16 protein-coding genes, 1 tRNA gene and 1 pseudogene are annotated in these 18,148 nt (G+C 60.7%); 10 read left to right on the top strand and 8 right to left on the bottom strand.

What is annotated here, in order from left to right:
• Positions 1 to 96: 96 nt before the first annotated feature.
• The 4 genes and pseudogenes from VNS12_RS04230 to VNS12_RS04215 all read left to right on the top strand — a co-directional run.
• Entirely contained in the window at positions 97 to 1,107 is a 1,011-nt protein-coding gene (locus VNS12_RS04230; protein ID WP_325486593.1) for a TerC family protein, read from the top strand.
• 114 nt (positions 1,108 to 1,221) lie between these two features.
• Entirely contained in the window at positions 1,222 to 2,418 is a 1,197-nt protein-coding gene (locus tag VNS12_RS04225) for an MFS transporter (protein WP_325486592.1), read from the top strand.
• Between the two features lie 44 nt (positions 2,419 to 2,462).
• On the top strand, positions 2,463 to 2,897 hold the full coding sequence (locus tag VNS12_RS04220; RefSeq protein ID WP_325486591.1) for an SRPBCC family protein: 435 nt from the start codon (positions 2,463 to 2,465) through the stop codon (positions 2,895 to 2,897).
• Between the two features lie 100 nt (positions 2,898 to 2,997).
• Positions 2,998 to 3,201: pseudogene (locus VNS12_RS04215) on the top strand (ArsR/SmtB family transcription factor); the annotation flags it as partial.
• A 164-nt stretch (positions 3,202 to 3,365) separates the two neighbouring features.
• Here the strand turns inward: VNS12_RS04215 and cysN are convergent.
• A complete protein-coding gene (cysN, locus tag VNS12_RS04210) occupies positions 3,366 to 5,264 on the bottom strand; it encodes a sulfate adenylyltransferase subunit CysN (RefSeq protein ID WP_325486590.1) in 1,899 nt (632 codons plus the stop codon).
• Positions 5,264 to 6,169, bottom strand: coding sequence for a sulfate adenylyltransferase subunit CysD (cysD, locus tag VNS12_RS04205; RefSeq protein ID WP_325486589.1), 906 nt, complete (start codon positions 6,167 to 6,169; stop codon positions 5,264 to 5,266). The genes cysN and cysD overlap by 1 nt, the downstream gene beginning before the upstream one ends.
• Positions 6,170 to 6,553: 384 nt before the next feature.
• Between cysD and VNS12_RS04200 the strand changes: the two genes are divergently transcribed.
• Both VNS12_RS04200 and cls read left to right on the top strand, forming a co-directional pair.
• Positions 6,554 to 7,603, top strand: a complete 1,050-nt coding sequence (locus VNS12_RS04200; protein WP_325486588.1) for a cysteine synthase A — start codon at positions 6,554 to 6,556, stop codon at positions 7,601 to 7,603.
• Positions 7,604 to 7,615: 12 nt separating this feature from the next.
• A complete protein-coding gene (gene cls, locus VNS12_RS04195) occupies positions 7,616 to 9,055 on the top strand; it encodes a cardiolipin synthase (RefSeq protein WP_325486587.1) in 1,440 nt (479 codons plus the stop codon).
• A gap of 12 nt (positions 9,056 to 9,067) precedes the next feature.
• Here cls and VNS12_RS04190 read toward each other — a convergent pair whose 3' ends face one another.
• From VNS12_RS04190 to VNS12_RS04170, 5 genes are all read right to left on the bottom strand, one after another.
• Entirely contained in the window at positions 9,068 to 10,189 is a 1,122-nt protein-coding gene (locus VNS12_RS04190; protein ID WP_325486586.1) for an amino acid ABC transporter substrate-binding protein, read from the bottom strand.
• Between the two features lie 146 nt (positions 10,190 to 10,335).
• Positions 10,336 to 11,136, bottom strand: coding sequence for an amino acid ABC transporter ATP-binding protein (locus VNS12_RS04185; protein ID WP_414693060.1), 801 nt, complete (start codon positions 11,134 to 11,136; stop codon positions 10,336 to 10,338).
• Positions 11,137 to 12,270, bottom strand: coding sequence for an amino acid ABC transporter permease (locus VNS12_RS04180; RefSeq protein ID WP_325486585.1), 1,134 nt, complete (start codon positions 12,268 to 12,270; stop codon positions 11,137 to 11,139).
• Positions 12,271 to 12,279: 9 nt separating this feature from the next.
• Positions 12,280 to 13,473 (bottom strand): amino acid ABC transporter permease, encoded by a 1,194-nt coding sequence (locus VNS12_RS04175; RefSeq protein WP_325486584.1) that lies wholly within the window; start codon positions 13,471 to 13,473, stop codon positions 12,280 to 12,282.
• Positions 13,474 to 13,586: 113 nt separating this feature from the next.
• The gene (locus VNS12_RS04170; protein WP_325486583.1) at positions 13,587 to 14,609 is read right to left on the bottom strand and encodes an amino acid ABC transporter substrate-binding protein; all 1,023 of its coding nucleotides are present in this window, start codon (positions 14,607 to 14,609) and stop codon (positions 13,587 to 13,589) included.
• Positions 14,610 to 14,851: 242 nt separating this feature from the next.
• On the opposite strand from VNS12_RS04170, the gene metC reads away from it, so the two are divergent.
• On the top strand, positions 14,852 to 16,042 hold the full coding sequence (metC, locus tag VNS12_RS04165) for a cystathionine beta-lyase (RefSeq protein ID WP_325486582.1): 1,191 nt from the start codon (positions 14,852 to 14,854) through the stop codon (positions 16,040 to 16,042).
• Here metC and VNS12_RS04160 read toward each other — a convergent pair.
• Positions 16,018 to 16,812, bottom strand: a complete 795-nt coding sequence (locus tag VNS12_RS04160; protein WP_325486581.1) for a phosphatase PAP2 family protein — start codon at positions 16,810 to 16,812, stop codon at positions 16,018 to 16,020. The genes metC and VNS12_RS04160 overlap by 25 nt on opposite strands.
• 100 nt (positions 16,813 to 16,912) lie before the next feature.
• On the opposite strand from VNS12_RS04160, the gene VNS12_RS04155 reads away from it, so the two are divergent.
• The 3 genes from VNS12_RS04155 to VNS12_RS04145 all read left to right on the top strand — a co-directional run bounded on the left by VNS12_RS04155 (position 16,913) and on the right by VNS12_RS04145 (position 18,147).
• A tRNA-Pro gene (locus VNS12_RS04155) sits at positions 16,913 to 16,989 on the top strand.
• A 29-nt stretch (positions 16,990 to 17,018) separates the two neighbouring features.
• Positions 17,019 to 17,324 carry an ETC complex I subunit gene (locus tag VNS12_RS04150; RefSeq protein ID WP_325486580.1) on the top strand — a complete coding sequence of 102 codons (306 nt, stop codon included), beginning with the start codon at positions 17,019 to 17,021 and terminating at the stop codon, positions 17,322 to 17,324.
• A gap of 64 nt (positions 17,325 to 17,388) precedes the next feature.
• The gene (locus VNS12_RS04145; protein ID WP_325486579.1) at positions 17,389 to 18,147 is read left to right on the top strand and encodes a sulfite exporter TauE/SafE family protein; all 759 of its coding nucleotides are present in this window, start codon (positions 17,389 to 17,391) and stop codon (positions 18,145 to 18,147) included.
• Position 18,148: the final 1 nt, after the last annotated feature.

Raw genomic sequence — 18,148 nt, 5'->3', positions numbered from 1 at the left:
TATCGTCGCGCAGTGCCGGGCCCCTCTGGCGCAGTGCTCTTGATCGCTGCGTGATGTCGGAACTGCTCCACTTGTAAAATGGAGAAGGTCCCGGCGATGGAAAATCTGTCATCGTTATTGTCGACGCCGTTCCTCGATACCCCTGTGTGGTTCTGGGCGGCATTCGTTGTGATCGTGGTTGCGATCATGGTTTTTGATCTCGGCTTCCTGCACAAGGAGCAAAAAGAGATCAGCGCCAAAGAGAGCTTTATTCTCTATGGCTTTTATGTCGCCGTCGCCTTTGCGTTCGGCGCGTGGGTGTGGGTGGTGCGAGGCGCGGAACAGGGCCTCGAATTCTTCACCGGCTACATCATCGAGCAGTCGCTCGCGATGGACAATATCTTCGTCATCGCGACGATTTTCGCTTTCCTCGGCGTCCCCCGCATGTATCAGCACCGTGTCCTGTTCTGGGGCATCATCGGTGTGCTGGTCTTCCGGGCCATCCTGATCGGAGCCGGCGTTGCGCTGGTTCACAATTTTGAGCCGATCCTGTTCCTTTTTGGCGGGTTCCTCGTCTTTACCGGCTTCAAGATGTTCTCGAAGGTGGATGAAAACGAAGACATCGAGAACAACCGGATCCTGAAATTCCTGCGCAAGCACTTGCGGATCACCCCGCAGTTTCACGGCAACCGGTTCCTTGTCGAACAGCCCCATCCCAAGTCCGGCAAGGCGGTATTGTGGCTGACGCCGCTTGCAGTGGCGCTGATCATGGTCGAGATCGTCGACGTCATCTTCGCCGTCGACTCCGTCCCCGCCATCTTCGCGATCACCCAGGACCCGTTCATCGTCTATACTTCGAACGTCTTCGCCGTTCTGGGCCTGCGGGCGCTGTTCTTTGCCTTGTCTGCGGCAATGGCCCGGTTCCGTTATCTTCAGGTCGCGCTGGCCATCGTGCTGATCCTCGTGGGTATAAAAATCTTCCTGGTTCCGCTCGATATCCATATCGACACGTTGCTGTCCCTGATCGTCACGGTCTCGATCCTGGCCGGCGGCATCCTCTATTCCCTGTGGAAAACGAGGAACGATCCGCCCCTCGACCACAGCCCTGCCGAGGGCTCCAAGGACTGATGCACGTCACGGCCGCTCACCCCCTCTCGCTTGACGAAAGGGGTGAGCGGTCGTAACCGTTCGGAAACTCAATGTGGCGTCGGCCCCCGGGCCGCGCCTTTCCGGATGATCGTCATGACCGCTACAGCCGCGGCCCCGCAGCCCGCGCGGCAAGCCACCTCGCTCTGGATCCTGTTCGCAGTCAGCTTCTCCCACCTGCTCAACGACCTGATGCAGTCGCTGCTGCCGGCGGTCTATCCGCTGCTGCGCGATCTCTATGCCCTCGATTTCACCCAGATCGGCCTGATCACCCTGGTCAATCAGGTCACCTCGTCGCTGCTTCAGCCGCTGGTCGGGCTTTATACGGATAAATATCCAAAACCGTATTCCCTGCCGATCGGCATGTGCTCGACCCTGATCGCGCTGTTGCTGCTGGCGGTGGCCGACAGCTTCCCCACGCTGCTGCTGGCGGCCGGGCTGCTGGGCGTCGGATCGGCGATCTTCCATCCGGAGGCCTCGCGCCTTGCCCGCATGGCGTCGGGGGGCAAGCTGGGCTTTGCCCAGTCACTGTTCCAGGTGGGAGGCAATTTCGGCACCGCCATCGGCCCCTTGCTGGCGGCCTTCATCATCATCCCGCTTGGTCAGGGCACGGTGGCGTGGTTTGCTACGGTGGCGCTCACCGCCATCGTGGTGCTGTCGCTAGTCAGCATGTGGTACGCGGGGCAAACCCGCATGGCCAAGCCCGAGCCCGTGCCGGTCCGCCATCCCTCGCTCACCCGCCGCAAGCTGATCGGCGCCTTTGCCGTCATCGCCGTTCTGGTGATGAGCAAGAACGTCTATATGTCTTCGATGACCACGTTCTACGCCTTTTTCCTCATGGAGAAATTCGCGCTGGCGGCGTCGGATGCCCAGCTGTATCTGTTCGTCTTTCTTGGTGCCGCAGCCGCCGGCACCTTTATCGGCGGCCCGATCGGCGACCGGGTGGGCCGCAAGGCGGTGATCTGGGTATCGATCCTTGGCCCCCTTCCCTTCACGCTGGCGCTACCCTATGTGGGGCTGGAACTGGCGATCATCATGACGGCCCTGATCGGGTTCATCCTCGCATCAGCGTTTTCGGCGATCCTCGTTTACGCACAGGAATTGCTGCCGGGCCGCGTCGGGATGATTGCTGGCCTGCTGTTCGGGTTCGCCTTCGGCATCGGAGCTCTGGGCGCATCACTTCTGGGCATCGTGGCCGACGTCACCAGCATTGTGTTCGTGTTCCAGATCGTCGCTTTTCTGCCTCTGGCCGGGTTGCTGACGGCCTTGCTGCCGGACACGGATGTCCGCTGACACAATCGAAAATCAGGAGCCCAGTGCTCCGACGGAGACTGAAATTGAGCCAAGCCGACGAAAATTCCATCACCATCAGTCGCGCCTTCGACGTTCCCGCCGACGAATTGTTCGCCGTCTGGACCGATGCGGCCTTGCTGGAGCAGTGGCAGGCCGATCACGTGACGTTCGAAGCCTTCGAAGGCGGCCACTTCCGCTACGAATCCGCCGATGTCGATACCCCGGGCCACACACATGTGGTGACAGGCACGCTCATCGGGTTCGAGCAGGATCGCAAGCTGGTCGAGCTTTGGCATCACGAAGGCGATGGCGAGGTTCCCGACAGCACGCTGGTCGTCACCTTCCGGCCCCTCGCCGATGAACGGACCGAACTCACCCTCGTCGAGATTTCCGACGCCCACTCCGATCCGCAATCGCGCATCTTTTCGCTCGAAGCCTGGGACGAAGCGCTCAGCGAAATCGCCGAACTGCTGGAATAGCTTGCTCCGAAGCGAGGTCTTTTCCGCACGATGCCCGATATCCACAACATTGCCGCCCCCCACGCTTGCGGCCTCCCCATGATTGTATAAATCGGCGCTTATGGACCTCTTTTCTGTTATCGCCGATCCCACACGGCGGCGGATGATCGATATGCTTGCGGGTGGCGAACTGGCCGCAGGCGCGTTCGTCGCTGCGTTCCCTGCCGTCACGCAACCGGCGATTTCCCAACACCTCAAGGTGTTGCGTGAAGCTGGAATCGCCACGGTGCGCGCCGACCGGCAGCGCCGCCTCTACAGCCTCAACGCAGACGCACTGCTGCCACTGCGGGACTGGCTCGCCCCGCATATTGCCGCTGCGCCTTCCCCCCCAACCGGCAGCCCCTGCCCCCAAAAAGCCTCGCGCCACCGAACGGCCAAAACCGTCTGCCTCGTCCGAGTTCACCCTCGACCTGTTCGGCTGACGCCGGTTCAGATCATCAGCGCCGCATACAGGTCTTCCGCCATCTCCTGCGCCGTCTTGAGAGCGCCGTGGAGCACGATATCGGGCTGTTGCGGCGGCTCGAACGGGCTGTCGATGCCGGTGAAGTTGGAAATCTGCCCGGCCCGCGCTCGCGCATACAGCCCCTTGGGATCGCGCGCTTCGCACACATCAAGCGGGGTATCCACATAGACCTCCAGAAAATCGATATCACCGGCAATTTCGCGGGCAATGCGGCGCTCATTGGCAAAGGGCGAGATGAACGAGACCAGCACGATCAACCCCGCGTCGGCCATCAGCCGTGCCACTTCCGCCACCCGACGGATGTTCTCGATCCGCGCTGCCTCGGTGAAACCCAGATCCTTGTTCAGCCCGTGCCGCACATTGTCGCCATCGAGGATGTAGGCATGACGGCCCTCCGCCGTCAGCCGCTTTTCCATCAGGTTGGCGACTGTGGATTTGCCCGACCCCGAAAGCCCCGTGAACCATACGATGCTGGCCGTCTGCCCCTTGAGATCGGCCCGCACCTGACGGTTGACGTCGAAATTCTGGTAGGTGAGGTTGCGCGCGCGCTGCAAGCCAAACCCGATCGTCCCCGCACCCAGCGTTCCGTTGTGCATCCGGTCGATCAGGATAAACCCGCCCATTGCCGGATTCACCGCATAGGGGTCGAACGTGATCGGCCTGTCGGTGGCAATTGTCACCGTTCCCACCTCGTTGAGCTCCAGCCGCTTGGCCGCTGATTTCTCCAGCGTATTGATATTGATGCGGTGCTTGAGGCCGGTGATGGTCGCGGGCACGGTCTGCGCCCCGATCTTGAGCAGATAGCTGCGACCGGGATAGGCCGGCTCGTCGGCCATCCACACAAGATCGGCCTGGAACTGGTTGGAGTGATCGGGCGTCTGCCCGCCATGGGCGAGCACGTCGCCACGCGAAACGTCGATGTCCCGATCCAGCACCAGCGTCACCGCCTGCCCGGCCACGGCGCTGCCCAGATCTCCATCCATGGTGACGATGCGCGCCACCTTTGCCGGCTTCAGCGTCGCCGCGTCCAGTATCTCGTCCCCTGCCCGCACGCTCCCCGACGCCACCGTTCCCGATAGTCCGCGAAAGTCGAGATCGGGCCGGTTGACCCATTGCACCGGGAAACGGAACGGGGCAGCCCCATGGTGCTCGTCAACCGCAAGGGCTTCGAGATAAGGCAGCAGCGGCTCGCCGCAATACCATGGCGTGTTGGGAGACTTGTCGACCATATTGTCGCCCCGCAGCGCCGACACGGGAATGGTTGCCAGCGAGTCGAAGCCCAGATCGGCGGCAAATTCACGATACTCCGCGTCGATACGCTCGAATGTGTTTTCGCTATAATCGACAAGGTCGATCTTGTTGACCAGCAGCACCACGTGTTTCACGCCAATCAGAGACAGGATGAAACTGTGGCGGCGCGTCTGGGTCAGCAAGCCCTTGCGCGCATCGACCAGCAACAGCGCCACGTCGGCGTTGGACGCGCCGGTGACCATGTTGCGGGTGTATTGTTCGTGCCCCGGCGTATCGGCGATTATGAATTTTCGCTTGTCGGTGGAAAAGAACCGATAGGCCACATCGATGGTGATGCCCTGCTCCCGTTCGGCAACCAGTCCGTCGACCAGCAGCGAAAAATCAATACCCTCATCGCCCACATGGCGGTTGCGGCTATCGTTTTTCAGCGCGGCGAGTTGATCGTCGAGAATGGTCTGGCTGTCGTGGAGCAACCGTCCGATCAGCGTCGATTTCCCGTCATCCACCGATCCGCAGGTCAAAACGCGCAGCATCGGCTTTCCGCTCTGTTGCTCCAGCCACAGGTCGAGTTCAGAGGCGGTTCCGATATCTTCGGAGAAAGCGGTAATCGCCATCAGAAATAGCCTTCCTGCTTCTTTTTTTCCATCGATCCCGCCTGATCGGCATCGATCAGGCGCCCCTCGCGTTCGGAGGTCCGGCTGGCCTGCATTTCCATGATGATTTCGGGCAGCGTCGTCGCGTTCGAGCGGATGGCGCCGGTCAGCGGATAGCAGCCAAGGGTGCGAAACCGCACCATCTCCTCGCGTGGCCGTTCCCCCCCTGCGAGACGGAAGCGCCCGTCATCGACCATGATCAGCGTTCCGGATCGCTCCACGACCGGACGAGGGCGGGCAAAATAGAGGGGCACGATCGGAATGGCCTCGGCGTGGATATAGGTCCAGATGTCGAGTTCGGTCCAATTGCTAAGCGGAAACACCCGCATGCTTTCGCCCGGCGCCAGCCGCGTATTGAAGATGCGCCACACTTCGGGGCGCTGCTTTCTGGGGTCCCAGCCATGGGCCGCATTGCGATGCGAAAAGATGCGCTCCTTGGCGCGGCTCTTTTCCTCGTCGCGCCGTGCTCCACCAATAGCCGCGTCATAGCCGCCTGCCTCCAACGCCTGGCGCAGCGCCTGGGTCTTCATGATGTCGGTATAGCGCGCCGAGCCGTGATCGAAAGGATTGATGTCCGCAGCCACGCCTTCGGGGTTCGTATGCACCCTGAGCTCAAACCCCAATTCGCTGGCCATCTGATCGCGGAAAGCGATCATTTCAGAAAACTTCCAGGTCGTGTCGATATGCAGTAACGGGAACGGAATTTTCGATGGAAAAAACGCTTTCCGGGCCAGATGCAGAAGAACGGCAGAATCCTTGCCCACGGAATACATCATCACCGGGCGCTCGAAACTGGACGCAACTTCGCGCATGATCGCGATACTTTCCGCTTCAAGCCGATCCAGATGAGACAGTGCGGAATTCATCGCGTTAATCCTGTAAAAAGGTGTTTCGCGAGCCAGACCTAGTCCAGTTTTTTCCAGCGAACAACACAGTCCGTTGCCGTTTGCCACGCTGGCGCCGTCCCGATTTTGCGTATCGGACGCTGCCCGATCCTAAATTTTCGGAACAGCGATTGAAATGTGAATCATCGCCCCGATTGCCCCTCAAGGACGCAAGAATTTTTCACTCGCCGGTCTCGCTCTCTTGCGCCGCGCAACACGATTGCGGCGCGGGCCGTTGCAGTGGCAGAGCTTTGCGCCAGAGGCCGCGAAAGTGAAAAAGCCTGTCTATCAAGGCCTTGCGCCTTGCCCCTCCTCCGGGCCCTCACTACCTTCGGGACCACTCTCCACCAGTCCGCGATAGGTGCCATGTCCCGCTTCAATGATGTTACCGCCGCCATCGGCAACACTCCGCTCATCCGCCTCAACGCAGTGTCCGAGGCGACCGGTTGTGAAATCTGGGGCAAGGCCGAGTTTCTCAATCCGGGTCAGTCAGTCAAGGATCGCGCGGCACTCTACATCATTCGCGATGCCGTGGCGCGGGGTACGCTCGGACCCGGCGGCACCATTGTCGAGGGGACGGCGGGCAACACCGGCATCGGGCTGGCTGTGGTGGGCAGCGCCTTGGGGTTCAAGACCGTCATCGTCATCCCCGAAACCCAGAGCCAGGAAAAAAAGGACGCGCTGCGGCTGGCCGGGGCCGAATTGCTCGAAGTACCCGCCAATCCCTACAAGAACCCCAACAATTACGTGAAAATCTCCGGCAGGCTGGCCGAAAAGCTCGCCTCGGAACTGCCCAATGGTGCGGTCTGGGCCAACCAGTTCGACAATCTGGCCAACCGGCTGTCCCATGTGGAAACCACGGGCCCGGAAATTTTCAAGCAGACCGATGGCAACATCGATGGGTTCATCTGCGCCGTCGGTTCGGGCGGCACGCTGGGCGGCGTTGCCATGGCGCTTAAGGAGCGCAACAAGGACATTCAGATCGGGCTGGCCGATCCCGAGGGCGCAGCGCTCTACAGTTACTACACGCAAGGGCAGCTGAAATCCTCGGGCTCGTCGATCACCGAGGGCATCGGCCAGGGACGGATCACCGAAAACCTCAAGGACCTGACGGTCGATCACGCCTTCCAGATTTCCGACGCCGAGGCCCTGCCCTACATCTTCGACCTTATTGCCCACGAGGGATTGTGTCTTGGCGGCTCGTCTGCGATCAATATCGCAGGGGCGGTGCGGCTTGCCAGGGAACTCGGGCCGGGCAAAACCATTGTCACGGTACTGTGCGACTATGGCAACCGCTACCAGTCGAAACTGTTCAATCCGGCGTTCCTGCGTTCAAAGGATTTGCCGGTCCCCGATTGGCTCGAAGCTGCTCCTACCGTGGATATCAACTCGGTACTGGAGGCCGCTCCACAATAAAAAGACAAAAGCGTGGATCTGGTAAAGACGATTATCGATAATTTCAGTCTTCTCGCCACGCTCTATGCCGCCAACTATCTGTTGGCATTCGTCTGTGCCGTGCGCGAGATCATGAATTCGCGCACGTCGCAGGGCTCCATTGCCTGGCTGCTCTCGCTGCTGCTGCTGCCGTTCCCCACCACATTCGTCTATCTGGTCTTTGGCTGGAAGTTTTTCGACGATTACGCCGAATCCCAGATTCACTCCGGCCGCACATGGCGTCTCTCCCATTCCGAAGATTTGCGCATCGTCGACCGGGGCACCACGGATGATTGGCCGGTGCTGCGCCGGGTGGCCGAACTGCCGTTCCTGTATGGCAATGCCGCCAACCTTCTGGTCGATGGCGAAGAAACCTTTGCCTCGATCTTCGACGGGATCGCCCGAGCCGAAAACTACATCCTCATCCAGTTCTACATCATCCGCGATGACGATCTGGGCCGCCGCTTTGCCGATGCGCTGATCGAGCGCGCCAAGGCCGGCGTGCGCATTTATCTGCTTTACGATGATGCCGGCTCCCACGCCCTGCCGCGGCACTACAAGAACCGGCTCCGCGACAATGGCGTGCAGATTTTCGGGTTCAATCACCGCCATCCGTTCCTCCGTCTTTACGGCATCACCCGCATCAACTACCGCAATCACCGCAAGAACGTGGTTGTCGATGGGCTCGAAGCCTGGGTTGGCGGTCATAATGTGGGCGATGAATATCTGGGCAAGGACCCTAAATTCGGGCGCTGGCGCGATACCCACGTGCATGTGAGCGGTCCCGCGGCGTTGGCCTGTGCGCTGATGTTCCGGGAAGACTGGCACTGGGCCACCGGGCAGGAGCTGCCGGCACGTTATCCGAGCGAAATCCCCACCCCCGGCGACCAGCCCATTCTCGTCATGCCGACCGGCCCGGCCGACAAGCTCGAAGACTGCGCCATTGCCTTTACCGAGGTGATTGCGCGGGCCCGCGAGCGGCTGTGGATCGTCAGCCCCTATTTCGTGCCCGGCATCGAAGTTCAGACGGCGCTTTATGCCGCGTCATTGCGCGGGGTGGACGTTCGCATCCTGTTGCCGCGCAAGCCCGACCATATGCTGGTGTGGCTGGCCAGCTATGCCCATGCGGACCAGATGGTGGCGCATGGCATCAAGGTGCATCGCTATCAGAAGGGTTTTCTGCACCAGAAGGTCATTCTATGCGACGACCAGATTGCTGGCGTCGGCACGGTCAATTTCGACTATCGGTCGTTCAACATCAATTTCGAGGCGACCCTGTGGTTCACCCACAAGGACATGATCGACAAGATCGCCGCCATGCTGGAGGCCGATTTCGAAGCGTCCTATCTCACCACGGAGCAGAACCTCAAGCGTCGCAATTACGTCTTCCGCCTGCTGTGTCAGGGCGCTCGACTGTTCTCGCCGGTCCTCTGAGCCGAACCCGCACTATTTGATCGGCGGCGCGTACAGCAGCCCGCCATTGGTCCACAGCGCATTCTGGCCGCGCAGCAGTGGCGCGCCGGTGGCGGTGCCGAAATGTCGTGAATAGACTTCGCCGTAATTGCCGATGCTGCGGATCACGTCGCGCATCCAGGTGGCGGTCAGCCCCAGCGCGTCGCCGACGTCGTCCTCCACGCCCAGCAGGCGCCTTATGGCGGGAGTGCGGGCCGACAGCATCGACTCGATATTGACCGAGGTGACGCCATATTCTTCCGCGTTGATGATGGCGTACAGCGTCCACTCGACGATGGCTTTCCACTGTGGATCATCGTCGCGGACCACGGGGCCATAGGCCTCCTTGCTCAGCCGCTCGGGCAGGATGGAATGGGCCGCTGGCTCCGGCATGGTGCGGCGGATCGCCTGCAACCAGCTTGCTGAAGCGGTGATCGCATCGCATCGGCCCGAACGGTAGGCAACCGCCAGGTCTTCGCGGTCCTCATAGAGCAGTTCCTCATAGGCCAGCTGATTGGAAAAGAAGAACCCGTCCAGCCGCCGCGCCGATTCCGAATTTGCGGCAACGCAGATGGTTACGTCTTCCAGATCATAGGCCGAGACCACCCCCAACTGGGTTGGCACCATGAAAGCCTGCCCGTCGAAAAACGAGGTGGCGACGAAGTTCGCGCCATATTGGGTGTCGCGCGACATGGTCCAGGAGCCATTGCGCACGATCAGGTCCACTTCGCCCATCCCCAGATGCACAAACCGGCTCTGGCCCGACAGGGGGCGAAATTCCACCTGCGAGGGATCGCCAAATACGGCAGCGGCGACTGCCCGGCAAATGTCGATATCGAACCCCGACCACAGCCCTTCCGGGCTCACCTGCGCAAATCCGGGCACCGGGCTGGCGGCGGCGCAGATGACATATCCGCGCGCCCTTACGGTTTCGAGGGTGGAAATGGTGAAGGGTCGCGCCGGGGCGGCCTGCCCCTGCCCGTCCTGCGCGTATCCGGTCTGCGGCCCGGCAAACGACCCGGCCAGCATCAGGGCCGCAGCGGCCATTACCGTCATAACACGCGAAAATACTTGCAAGATCAATGCGGCGCGAACCGCCTCCGAATGAACGGCCATATTGGCATGGCGCCTTGCATGGTCAAGGTGACTGCCGGGCTTTTTCCCCTCAACAAATCGCCATCACCGGACTTGAAATCCGCAGCGTCAGGCCACGCTCTTTGTAAGGCGCGGCCTGATGGCAGTTTCGATGGACACTTCTTTAATCAGTGCAGAATCTGGCTGAGGAACAGCTTGGTGCGTTCGTGTTGCGGGTTGGAGAAGAACGCGTCGGGTTCGTTCTGCTCGATGATCTGCCCCTGATCCATGAAGATCACCCGATTGGCGACCTGCCGGGCAAAACCCATTTCGTGGGTGACGCACAGCATGGTCATGCCGTCCTCGGCCAGCTTGACCATCACGTCGAGCACTTCCTTGATCATCTCCGGGTCCAGCGCCGATGTCGGCTCATCGAACAGCATGATTTTCGGGTTCATGCACAAGGAGCGGGCGATCGCTACCCGTTGCTGTTGCCCGCCGGAAAGCTGGCCGGGAAACTTGTTGGCCTGTTCGGGGATTTTCACCCGTTCGAGATATTTCATCGCCGTTTCCTCGGCCTGCGCCTTGGGCATGCCACGGACCCAGATCGGTGCAAGCGTCAGGTTTTGCAGGATGGTCAGGTGCGGAAACAGATTGAAATGCTGGAACACCATCCCGACCTCGCGCCGCACCTCATCGATGCGCTTGAGGTCGGAGGTCAGTTCGATTCCATCGACGAAGATGTCGCCCTTCTGATGCTCTTCCAGCCGGTTGATGCAGCGGATCAGCGTGGATTTGCCTGATCCGGACGGGCCTGCAATCACGATGCGCTCGCCGCGCATCACCTTGAGATTGATGTCGCGCAGGACATGAAACTCGCCATACCACTTATTCATGTTGCGGATTTCAATGGCGACATGGGTGTCCGACACCGTCATCTTGGAACGATCGGGCTGCCCGTTGGTGGCAAGGTCTAGTGACATATGCATTTACCTCTTGTGCCCGGTATGCAGCCGCTTTTCCATGTAGATGGAATAGCGCGACATCCCGAAACAGAAAATCCAGAAGACAAAGCCGGCGAAGATGTAGCCGGTCACATCGCCGGTCGGTGACGACCAGTTCACGTCCCGGGCCACGGCCCGCACGGTGTTGAGCAGGTCAAACAGCCCGATGATGGTCACCAGCGATGTATCCTTGAACAGCGCGATGAACGTGTTCACGATTCCCGGGATCACGTGCTTGAGCGCCTGGGGCAAAATCACCAGCCCCAGGGATTTGAATTTGCTCAGCCCCAGCGCATCGGCGGCTTCATATTGCCCGCGCGGCATCGCCTGCAATCCGCCGCGCACGACTTCCGCCATATAGGCGGATTCGAACAGGCAGATGCCGATGATGGCGCGCAACAAGGTGTCGGGATTGACGCCTTGTGGCATGAACAGCGGGAACATCACCGAGGCCATGAACAACACGGTGATCAGCGGCACTGCGCGCCACACCTCGATGAACCCGACGCAGAACGCCTTGATGATCGGCAGCTTCGATTGCCGCCCCAGGGCCAGCAAGATTCCCAGCGGCATCGAAACCGTGATGCCGATCACCGAAATGATCAGCGTCAGGGTCAGCCCGCCCCATTGGCTGGAGGGCACAGGGGTCAGCCCGAACACGCCGCCCGCCATCAGGATGAAGGCCACCACCGGAAAGGCGAGGAAGAACAGCAGCGCCGCCGTGCGCGTGAACGGCATCCGGGGCACCAGCATCGGGATCAGCAGGATGATGGCGATCACGAACATCAGGTTGATGCGCCAGATCTCGGAACTGGGGAAAAATCCATACAGGATGAAATTCCACCGCCCCTTGATCATGATCCAGCAGGCGCCGACGCCTTCGAACCGGCACGCCTGGCCCCGCAGCCCTTCGGGATCGGTAAACACCGCATTGCCGATCAGGAACCCGTAAAGCGGCGGGATGATCCAGAACAGGAACACCACCGCCAGAATAGTCACAAGCGTGCTGGTGACCGACGAGAACAGGTTGCGTTTCGCCCACAGGAACACCCCGCTGGCGCGGCTGGGGGGCGGCAGGGCCGGCTCGATATGATCGCGAACAAAGATGATGTCGCTCATGGCCCCCTCCTAGCGCTCGACCAACGCGACGCGCGCGTTGTACCAGTTCATGAAGATGGACGTCAGCAGCGAGATGGTCAGATAGACCAGCATCGCCAGGCCGATGATTTCCACGGCGCGCCCGCTCTGGTTCAGGGCCGTTCCCACAAAGACGCTGACCAGTTCGGGAAATCCGATTGCCGCGCCCAGAGACGAGTTCTTGGTCAGGTTGAGATACTGGCTGGTCAGCGGCGGGATGATCACCCGCAGCGCTTGCGGCACGACGACCAGCCGCAGCCGGTCCCGTTCGCGCAGTCCGAGCGCTTCGGCGGCTTCCGTCTGGCCGTAGCTGACCGACTGGATCCCGGCCCGCACGATTTCGGCGATAAAGGCCGCCGTATAGACCACCAGTCCCAGGGTCAGGGCCGCCAGTTCCGGCGGCGCGGTGAACCCGCCGCGATAGTTGAACCCTTGCAGGGTGGGTGCGTCAAACGTCACATGCGTGCCGCTGATCAGATAGACCAGCACCACCGGTACGATGAGAAAGCCCAGAATGGGCAACCAGACCGGTCGCCGGTGGCCGGTTTCCTCCGCCCTTTTCAGCGCCAGACGGCGCCAGACGAACGAAGCGATGATCGCAAGTACGCCAACCAGCGCCACCCAGATGAACTTGTCGTCGAAAACCGGTGTCGGGAACGACAGCCCGCGTTGATTGAGGACGATGCTGCCGGGCAACAAGATGCTCTGGCGCACGCTGGGCAGGGCATTGAGGCCGAGAAAGTACCAGAAGAACAATTGCAGCAGCAGCGGCGTGTTGCGGATGGCCTCGACATAGATCGTCGCGCCGCTCCGGATCAGGAAGTTCTTCGACAGCCGGGCCACCCCCAACAGGAACCCCAGCATGGTGGCAAGTATGATGCCGACCGCTGCAACCAGCAGCGTGTTTGTGATCCCGATCAGATAGACCTGAAAGTAGCTCGACGCCCGGCTGTAGGGCAGAAGCGTGAACCCGATCTCAAATCCGGCTGAATCGCCAAGGAAGGAGAAACCGGTCGATTTGTTCTGCCGCGCCAGGTTGGTCGCGGCGTTGTTGGCCAGCCACCAGAACATGGCGACCACTGCGATCAGCAACAGCGCCTGATAGATCAGGCCACGAAACTTTGGATCGTTCAGAATTGAGGTCGACGACGGCTCGCGTCGTTCCCGCACGTCTAATGCGGTCATAAGCATCCCCTCTGCTCGTTGGGCAGGCCGGGAGTCGCGTAACGCCGGCCACCAGGACGAGAGACCCGGCGCAGGTTCATGCGCCGGATCGACTCATTCGAGATGCAACCGCGTTAGCGGATCGGCATCGGATACTGGATGCCGCCATTGGTCCAGAGCGCGTTCAGACCGCGATCAAGGGCCAGTGCAGTGTTGGGGCCGACATTGGCCTCGTACGATTCTCCGTAGTTCCCGACATGCTTGATGATGCGGTAGGCCCAGTCGGCAGTCAGTCCGATCGGGGCACCGAAATCACCCTCCACGCCCAGAAGGCGCATGATCTCGGGATTGTCCGAACCGAGCATTTCATCGACGTTTTCAGACGTCACGCCCAGCTCTTCCGCGCCGATCCACGCATAGAGCGTCCAGCGGGCAAGGTTGAACCACCGTGTATCGCCCTGACGAACGGACGGGCCAAGCGGCTCCTTGGAGATGATTTCGGGCAGAATGATATGATCGGCAGGCACCGGGAACTTGGTCCGGTCAGCCGCAAGGCCCGAGGCGTCGGTCGTATAGGTGTCGCAGCGTCCGTCGAGATAGGCCTGGATGGTTTCGGGCCGCGAGTTGAACGTGAGGAAGTTCGAAGCGTCGAGACCGTTGGCCGCGAAATAGTCGGTGGCGTTGAGTTCAGTGGTCGTTCCGGCCTGGATACAGACCGCCGCGCCGTCCAGATCGAGCGCCGAGGCGATGCCATCGGCAGCGCGCACCACAAAACCCTGACCGTCATAATAGGTCACGCCCACGAACGAAACGCCCAGATCTGTGTCGCGGCTCATGGTCCAGGTGGTTGTGCGCGACAGCACGTCGATATTGCCGTTCGACAGGCTTTCGATTCGCACCGACGTGGTCAGCGGCGTATAGCGCACCGCGTCCGGATTATCGAAGATGGCTGCGGCCATGCCGCGGCAGTAGTCCACTTCGAGCCCGGTCCAGTTGGCCGCATCGTCGGGGTTGGAGAAACCGGGAACCCCCTCGGTCACACCACATTGCACATAGCCCCGAGCCTTTACGTCGTCGAGCAGATCCGCAAAGGCAGCGGGCGCCGCAACCACCACAAGGGATGCTGCCGCCGCGAGACTAAACAGATGTTTTTTCATGATTTTGCCTTGTTTCCTAACCCTTTTATTATCGACTGGCCGTATTGATACTGCCATATCGTGCCCACTGTTGTGGGTCAGCAGCGCCCTATTGCCGTCAGGCGCATTGCCGAGCAACATCGAAGCGCAGTTTTACCGCAGGCGTCAAGGCCCAATCCGCTTTCAAAAGCATCACTTCTGTCCATCGCCTAGTTAAGCAGCAATAGTACTGACCTAATTCATCCCAAGCTTGCCGGGGTAACATGTCTGATTTGAAAAGAAACACGGCGTATCCAGCCGGGTCCGAAACGTTTCTCACTCATGCCGGGCGCGATCCCGGTGCCCAGCATGGTTTCGTCAACACTCCGATCTACCGGGGCAGCACCGTCATTTTCGACAGTCTCGACGCCCTCGACGATTCCACCATCCGCTTTCGCTATGGTCGGCAGGGCACGCCTCTCACCGATGGCCTCGAAACCCTGGTCACCGGGCTTGAGGGCGCAGCCGATACCGTACTTGCCCCATCCGGTGTCGCGGCGATCTCGCTGGCCCTGCTGTCGTGCCTGTCTTCGGGCGATGATGTGCTGATCACCGATTCCGTTTATGAGCCTACACGGATTCTCGCCGAAACCGTGCTCCGGCGCCTGGGGATAACCGCCCGATATTTCGATCCGCGCCTTGGCGCTGGCGTTGCCGCGCTTCTGGCCGACAACACACGCGCGGTGTTTCTCGAAAGCCCCGGCTCGCTCACCTTTGAAATCCAGGATCTTCCCGCCATCGCCCACGCGCTCGCCGGGCGGGATGTCACCATTCTTATCGATAACTCATGGGCGACGCCGCTATTTTACCGGCCACTGGCGCTGGGCGCCGACATCGTCATCCATTCCGCCACGAAAATGTTCGTCGGTCATTCTGACGTGATGATGGGCACCGTTTCGGCCAACGACAAGCATATCGACGCGGTGCGACAGACCCATCGGACGCTGGGGCTCACCGCCTCACCCGACGATACCTACCTGGCGACGCGCGGCATGCGCACGCTGGCTGTCCGCATGCGCGAGCATGAACGGCGCGCGCTCGATCTTGCCCGCTGGCTCGATGGCAAAACCAATGTCGAGGTGTTCCATCCCGCACTCCCCTCCCACCCCGATCACGCGGTGTTCACCCGCGATTTTTCCGGTTCGGGGTGCCTGTTTTCCTTCCTGCTGCCCCCTGCCCCGCGCGCGGCCGTCGCGGCCATGGTCGACAGCATGGAGATTTTTGGCATGGGGTATTCCTGGGGCGGCTTTGAAAGCCTGATCCTGCCCACAGATCCGACCCGCATTCGCACCGCGGTGCCGTGGCCGCATCAGGGCAATCTGTTCCGGGTGCATGTCGGGTTCGAGGACCTCGACGCCCTGCGCGCCGACCTGGAGGCGGGAATCGCGCGCTATTTCGCCGCCATCGGCCGGTAGCCGCGGATCAGACGCCGCCACAGTGGCTTGAACGCCGCGAACATGCGGTAACGCACGCGTCCATCAACAATGCGCATGCCCCAGCCCCGGGTCACGAAATAGTCGCGGATAACTAGCGCGGTCGAAAAGCCCACGAACGACCCGGCGATCACGTCCGAAAGGTAGTGGTCGCCGACCACGATCCGGCTCAGCCCGATCAACACCCCAAATGCGATGATCCAGTTGCGGAAACGCCCGTTGCTGAAGGTGAAGATGACCACCGAGAACGCCACTATGGTGGTGGCGTGGCCAGACGGGAAGCTGTGGAAGCTCCAGTCGAAAATATCGAAGGGCTTGAAGTATAACGGGCCCAGTTCGTCGAGATACATGGGCCGCGCCCGGCCGATCAACCGCTTGAACACCACGGTGACCAATCCGGAAATCGCTACGGTAGCAAACAGATAGCCGGAGATGGCGGCAATGCCGCGCGCGGCCCAGGCCCAGCTGTAGGACAGCTTGAACCGTAGAGCGATGGAGCAAACGATAAGGGCTATCAGCGCGGGAATCAGCATCCAGTCGGATTTGCCCAGATCGGTGATCAGCCTGAAAAACGCCCGAACCGCATCCGGCCAGCCCATCAGCGCATGCGACACCCTCGCATCGAGCAGCACGGCAACGGCAATGATTCCAGCCAGCGCCAGGACCGGCCCCCAAAACAGCACCAAAGTCTGCCGATGCCGTTCGATGGCAGCGTTCCACCAGCGGGCGCTGGGGGTTTCAGGCGCTAGCATGCGGCCTTCTCCACAATTTTGGCTTGGACAAAGCGTCACCGCCGGTAAGATGCCTTGCCCTGCCAGAAAAGAATGTGTATCGCAACACCGATGGCCATGTCGGGGTATAGCTCAGCCTGGTAGAGCACCGGTTTTGGGAACCGGGGGTCGCAAGTTCGAATCTTGCTGCCCCGACCATTGGCCAGCCGATCTGAGGAAAGGCGATTATGGTAGCCCGTATTTACCGCCCTGCCCCCAATGCCATGCAGTCTGGCAGGGGCAAGTCCCGCGAATGGGTGCTGGAGTATGAGCCGTCCATCCCGCGCACGATAGAGCCCTTGATGGGCTATACCTCCTCTTCCGATATGAAGCGCCAGATCGTCCTGCGTTTTCCCACCCTTGAAGAAGCCGAATCCTATGCGCGCCGCGAGGGGATTGCCTATCGCGTCCAGCCCGCGCAGGAAGCCACCATCAAGAAGGTGAGCTATCCCGACAATTTCCGCTTCGATCGCAAGATTCCCTGGACCCACTAGAATCACATTCGCGGCCGACGATACGGATCACCGCTAGGGACCCTATCCGCACGGGGGAGTGATATTGGATTCCTATCTCCTGATCGTGCTGGGCGGAGCCGCGGTGGCAGGTTTTGTCCAGGGGCTTTCGGGCTTTGCGTTTTCCCTCGTCGGCCTGAGCATCTGGGCCTGGGCTGTTGATCCGGCGCTGGCTGCTCCGATGGCGGTGTTCGGCTCTCTGGTCGGCCAACTTGTCACGCTGCCCATAGTGGGCAGGAATTTCGATTTCCGGGGTATGCTGCCCTTTGTCATTGGCGGCGTCTGTGGCGTCCCGATCGGCATCTTTCTGCTCGATATGATCGATCCGCTCGGCTTCAAACTCGGGCTCGGCGTGTTCATGCTCGTCTATTGCCCGTTGATGCTGTTTCTGCCCTCTGATTTCCAACTCCATTTCGGCGGCAAGTGGGCGGATGCCACCACGGGCTGGCTTGGCGGAATTTTTGGCGGCATTGCCGGACTTTCCGGCCCGATCCCGACGCTCTGGTGCTCCCTGCGCGGCATGAGCAAAGACGGTCAGCGGGGCATCATGCAAGGCTTTAACATTGCCATGCACATTACCACGCTAACCGGATATGTTCTGGCCGGGTCCATTATTACGAGCCAGACCCTCACCCATTTCGGCTTGATCGCATCCGCCCTTACCGTTCCAGCGATGGGTGGCGCAATCCTTTTCAACCGTCTGGATACCCGCGCGTTTCGGCGCGTAGTGCTCGTGCTGCTGTTTCTCACCGGGCTTGTTCTGACCACCTCGACCGCACCCGCGGTCTTTGGCTGGCAATTCTAGG

This window comes from Pelagibacterium sp., assembly GCF_035555455.1.
In the GTDB taxonomy this organism is placed as follows: Bacteria; Pseudomonadota; Alphaproteobacteria; order Rhizobiales; family Devosiaceae; genus Pelagibacterium.
The sequence above is the reverse complement of the archived record's forward strand: the minus strand, read 5'-3'. Positions and strand labels throughout refer to the sequence as shown.

Coding starts and splice junctions, on each gene's coding strand:
- VNS12_RS04190 (WP_325486586.1), bottom strand. CDS start 10,189: ATGGCCGTTCATTCGGAGGCGGTTCGCGCCGCATTGATCTTGCAAGTA.
- cysN (WP_325486590.1), bottom strand. CDS start 5,264: ATGGCGATTACCGCTTTCTCCGAAGATATCGGAACCGCCTCTGAACTC.
- VNS12_RS04230 (WP_325486593.1), top strand. CDS start 97: ATGGAAAATCTGTCATCGTTATTGTCGACGCCGTTCCTCGATACCCCT.
- metC (WP_325486582.1), top strand. CDS start 14,852: ATGTCTGATTTGAAAAGAAACACGGCGTATCCAGCCGGGTCCGAAACG.
- VNS12_RS04225 (WP_325486592.1), top strand. CDS start 1,222: ATGACCGCTACAGCCGCGGCCCCGCAGCCCGCGCGGCAAGCCACCTCG.
- VNS12_RS04175 (WP_325486584.1), bottom strand. CDS start 13,473: ATGACCGCATTAGACGTGCGGGAACGACGCGAGCCGTCGTCGACCTCA.
- VNS12_RS04160 (WP_325486581.1), bottom strand. CDS start 16,812: ATGCTAGCGCCTGAAACCCCCAGCGCCCGCTGGTGGAACGCTGCCATC.
- cysD (WP_325486589.1), bottom strand. CDS start 6,169: ATGAATTCCGCACTGTCTCATCTGGATCGGCTTGAAGCGGAAAGTATC.
- VNS12_RS04150 (WP_325486580.1), top strand. CDS start 17,019: ATGGTAGCCCGTATTTACCGCCCTGCCCCCAATGCCATGCAGTCTGGC.
- VNS12_RS04200 (WP_325486588.1), top strand. CDS start 6,554: ATGTCCCGCTTCAATGATGTTACCGCCGCCATCGGCAACACTCCGCTC.
- VNS12_RS04170 (WP_325486583.1), bottom strand. CDS start 14,609: ATGAAAAAACATCTGTTTAGTCTCGCGGCGGCAGCATCCCTTGTGGTG.
- VNS12_RS04185 (WP_414693060.1), bottom strand. CDS start 11,136: ATGCATATGTCACTAGACCTTGCCACCAACGGGCAGCCCGATCGTTCC.
- VNS12_RS04180 (WP_325486585.1), bottom strand. CDS start 12,270: ATGAGCGACATCATCTTTGTTCGCGATCATATCGAGCCGGCCCTGCCG.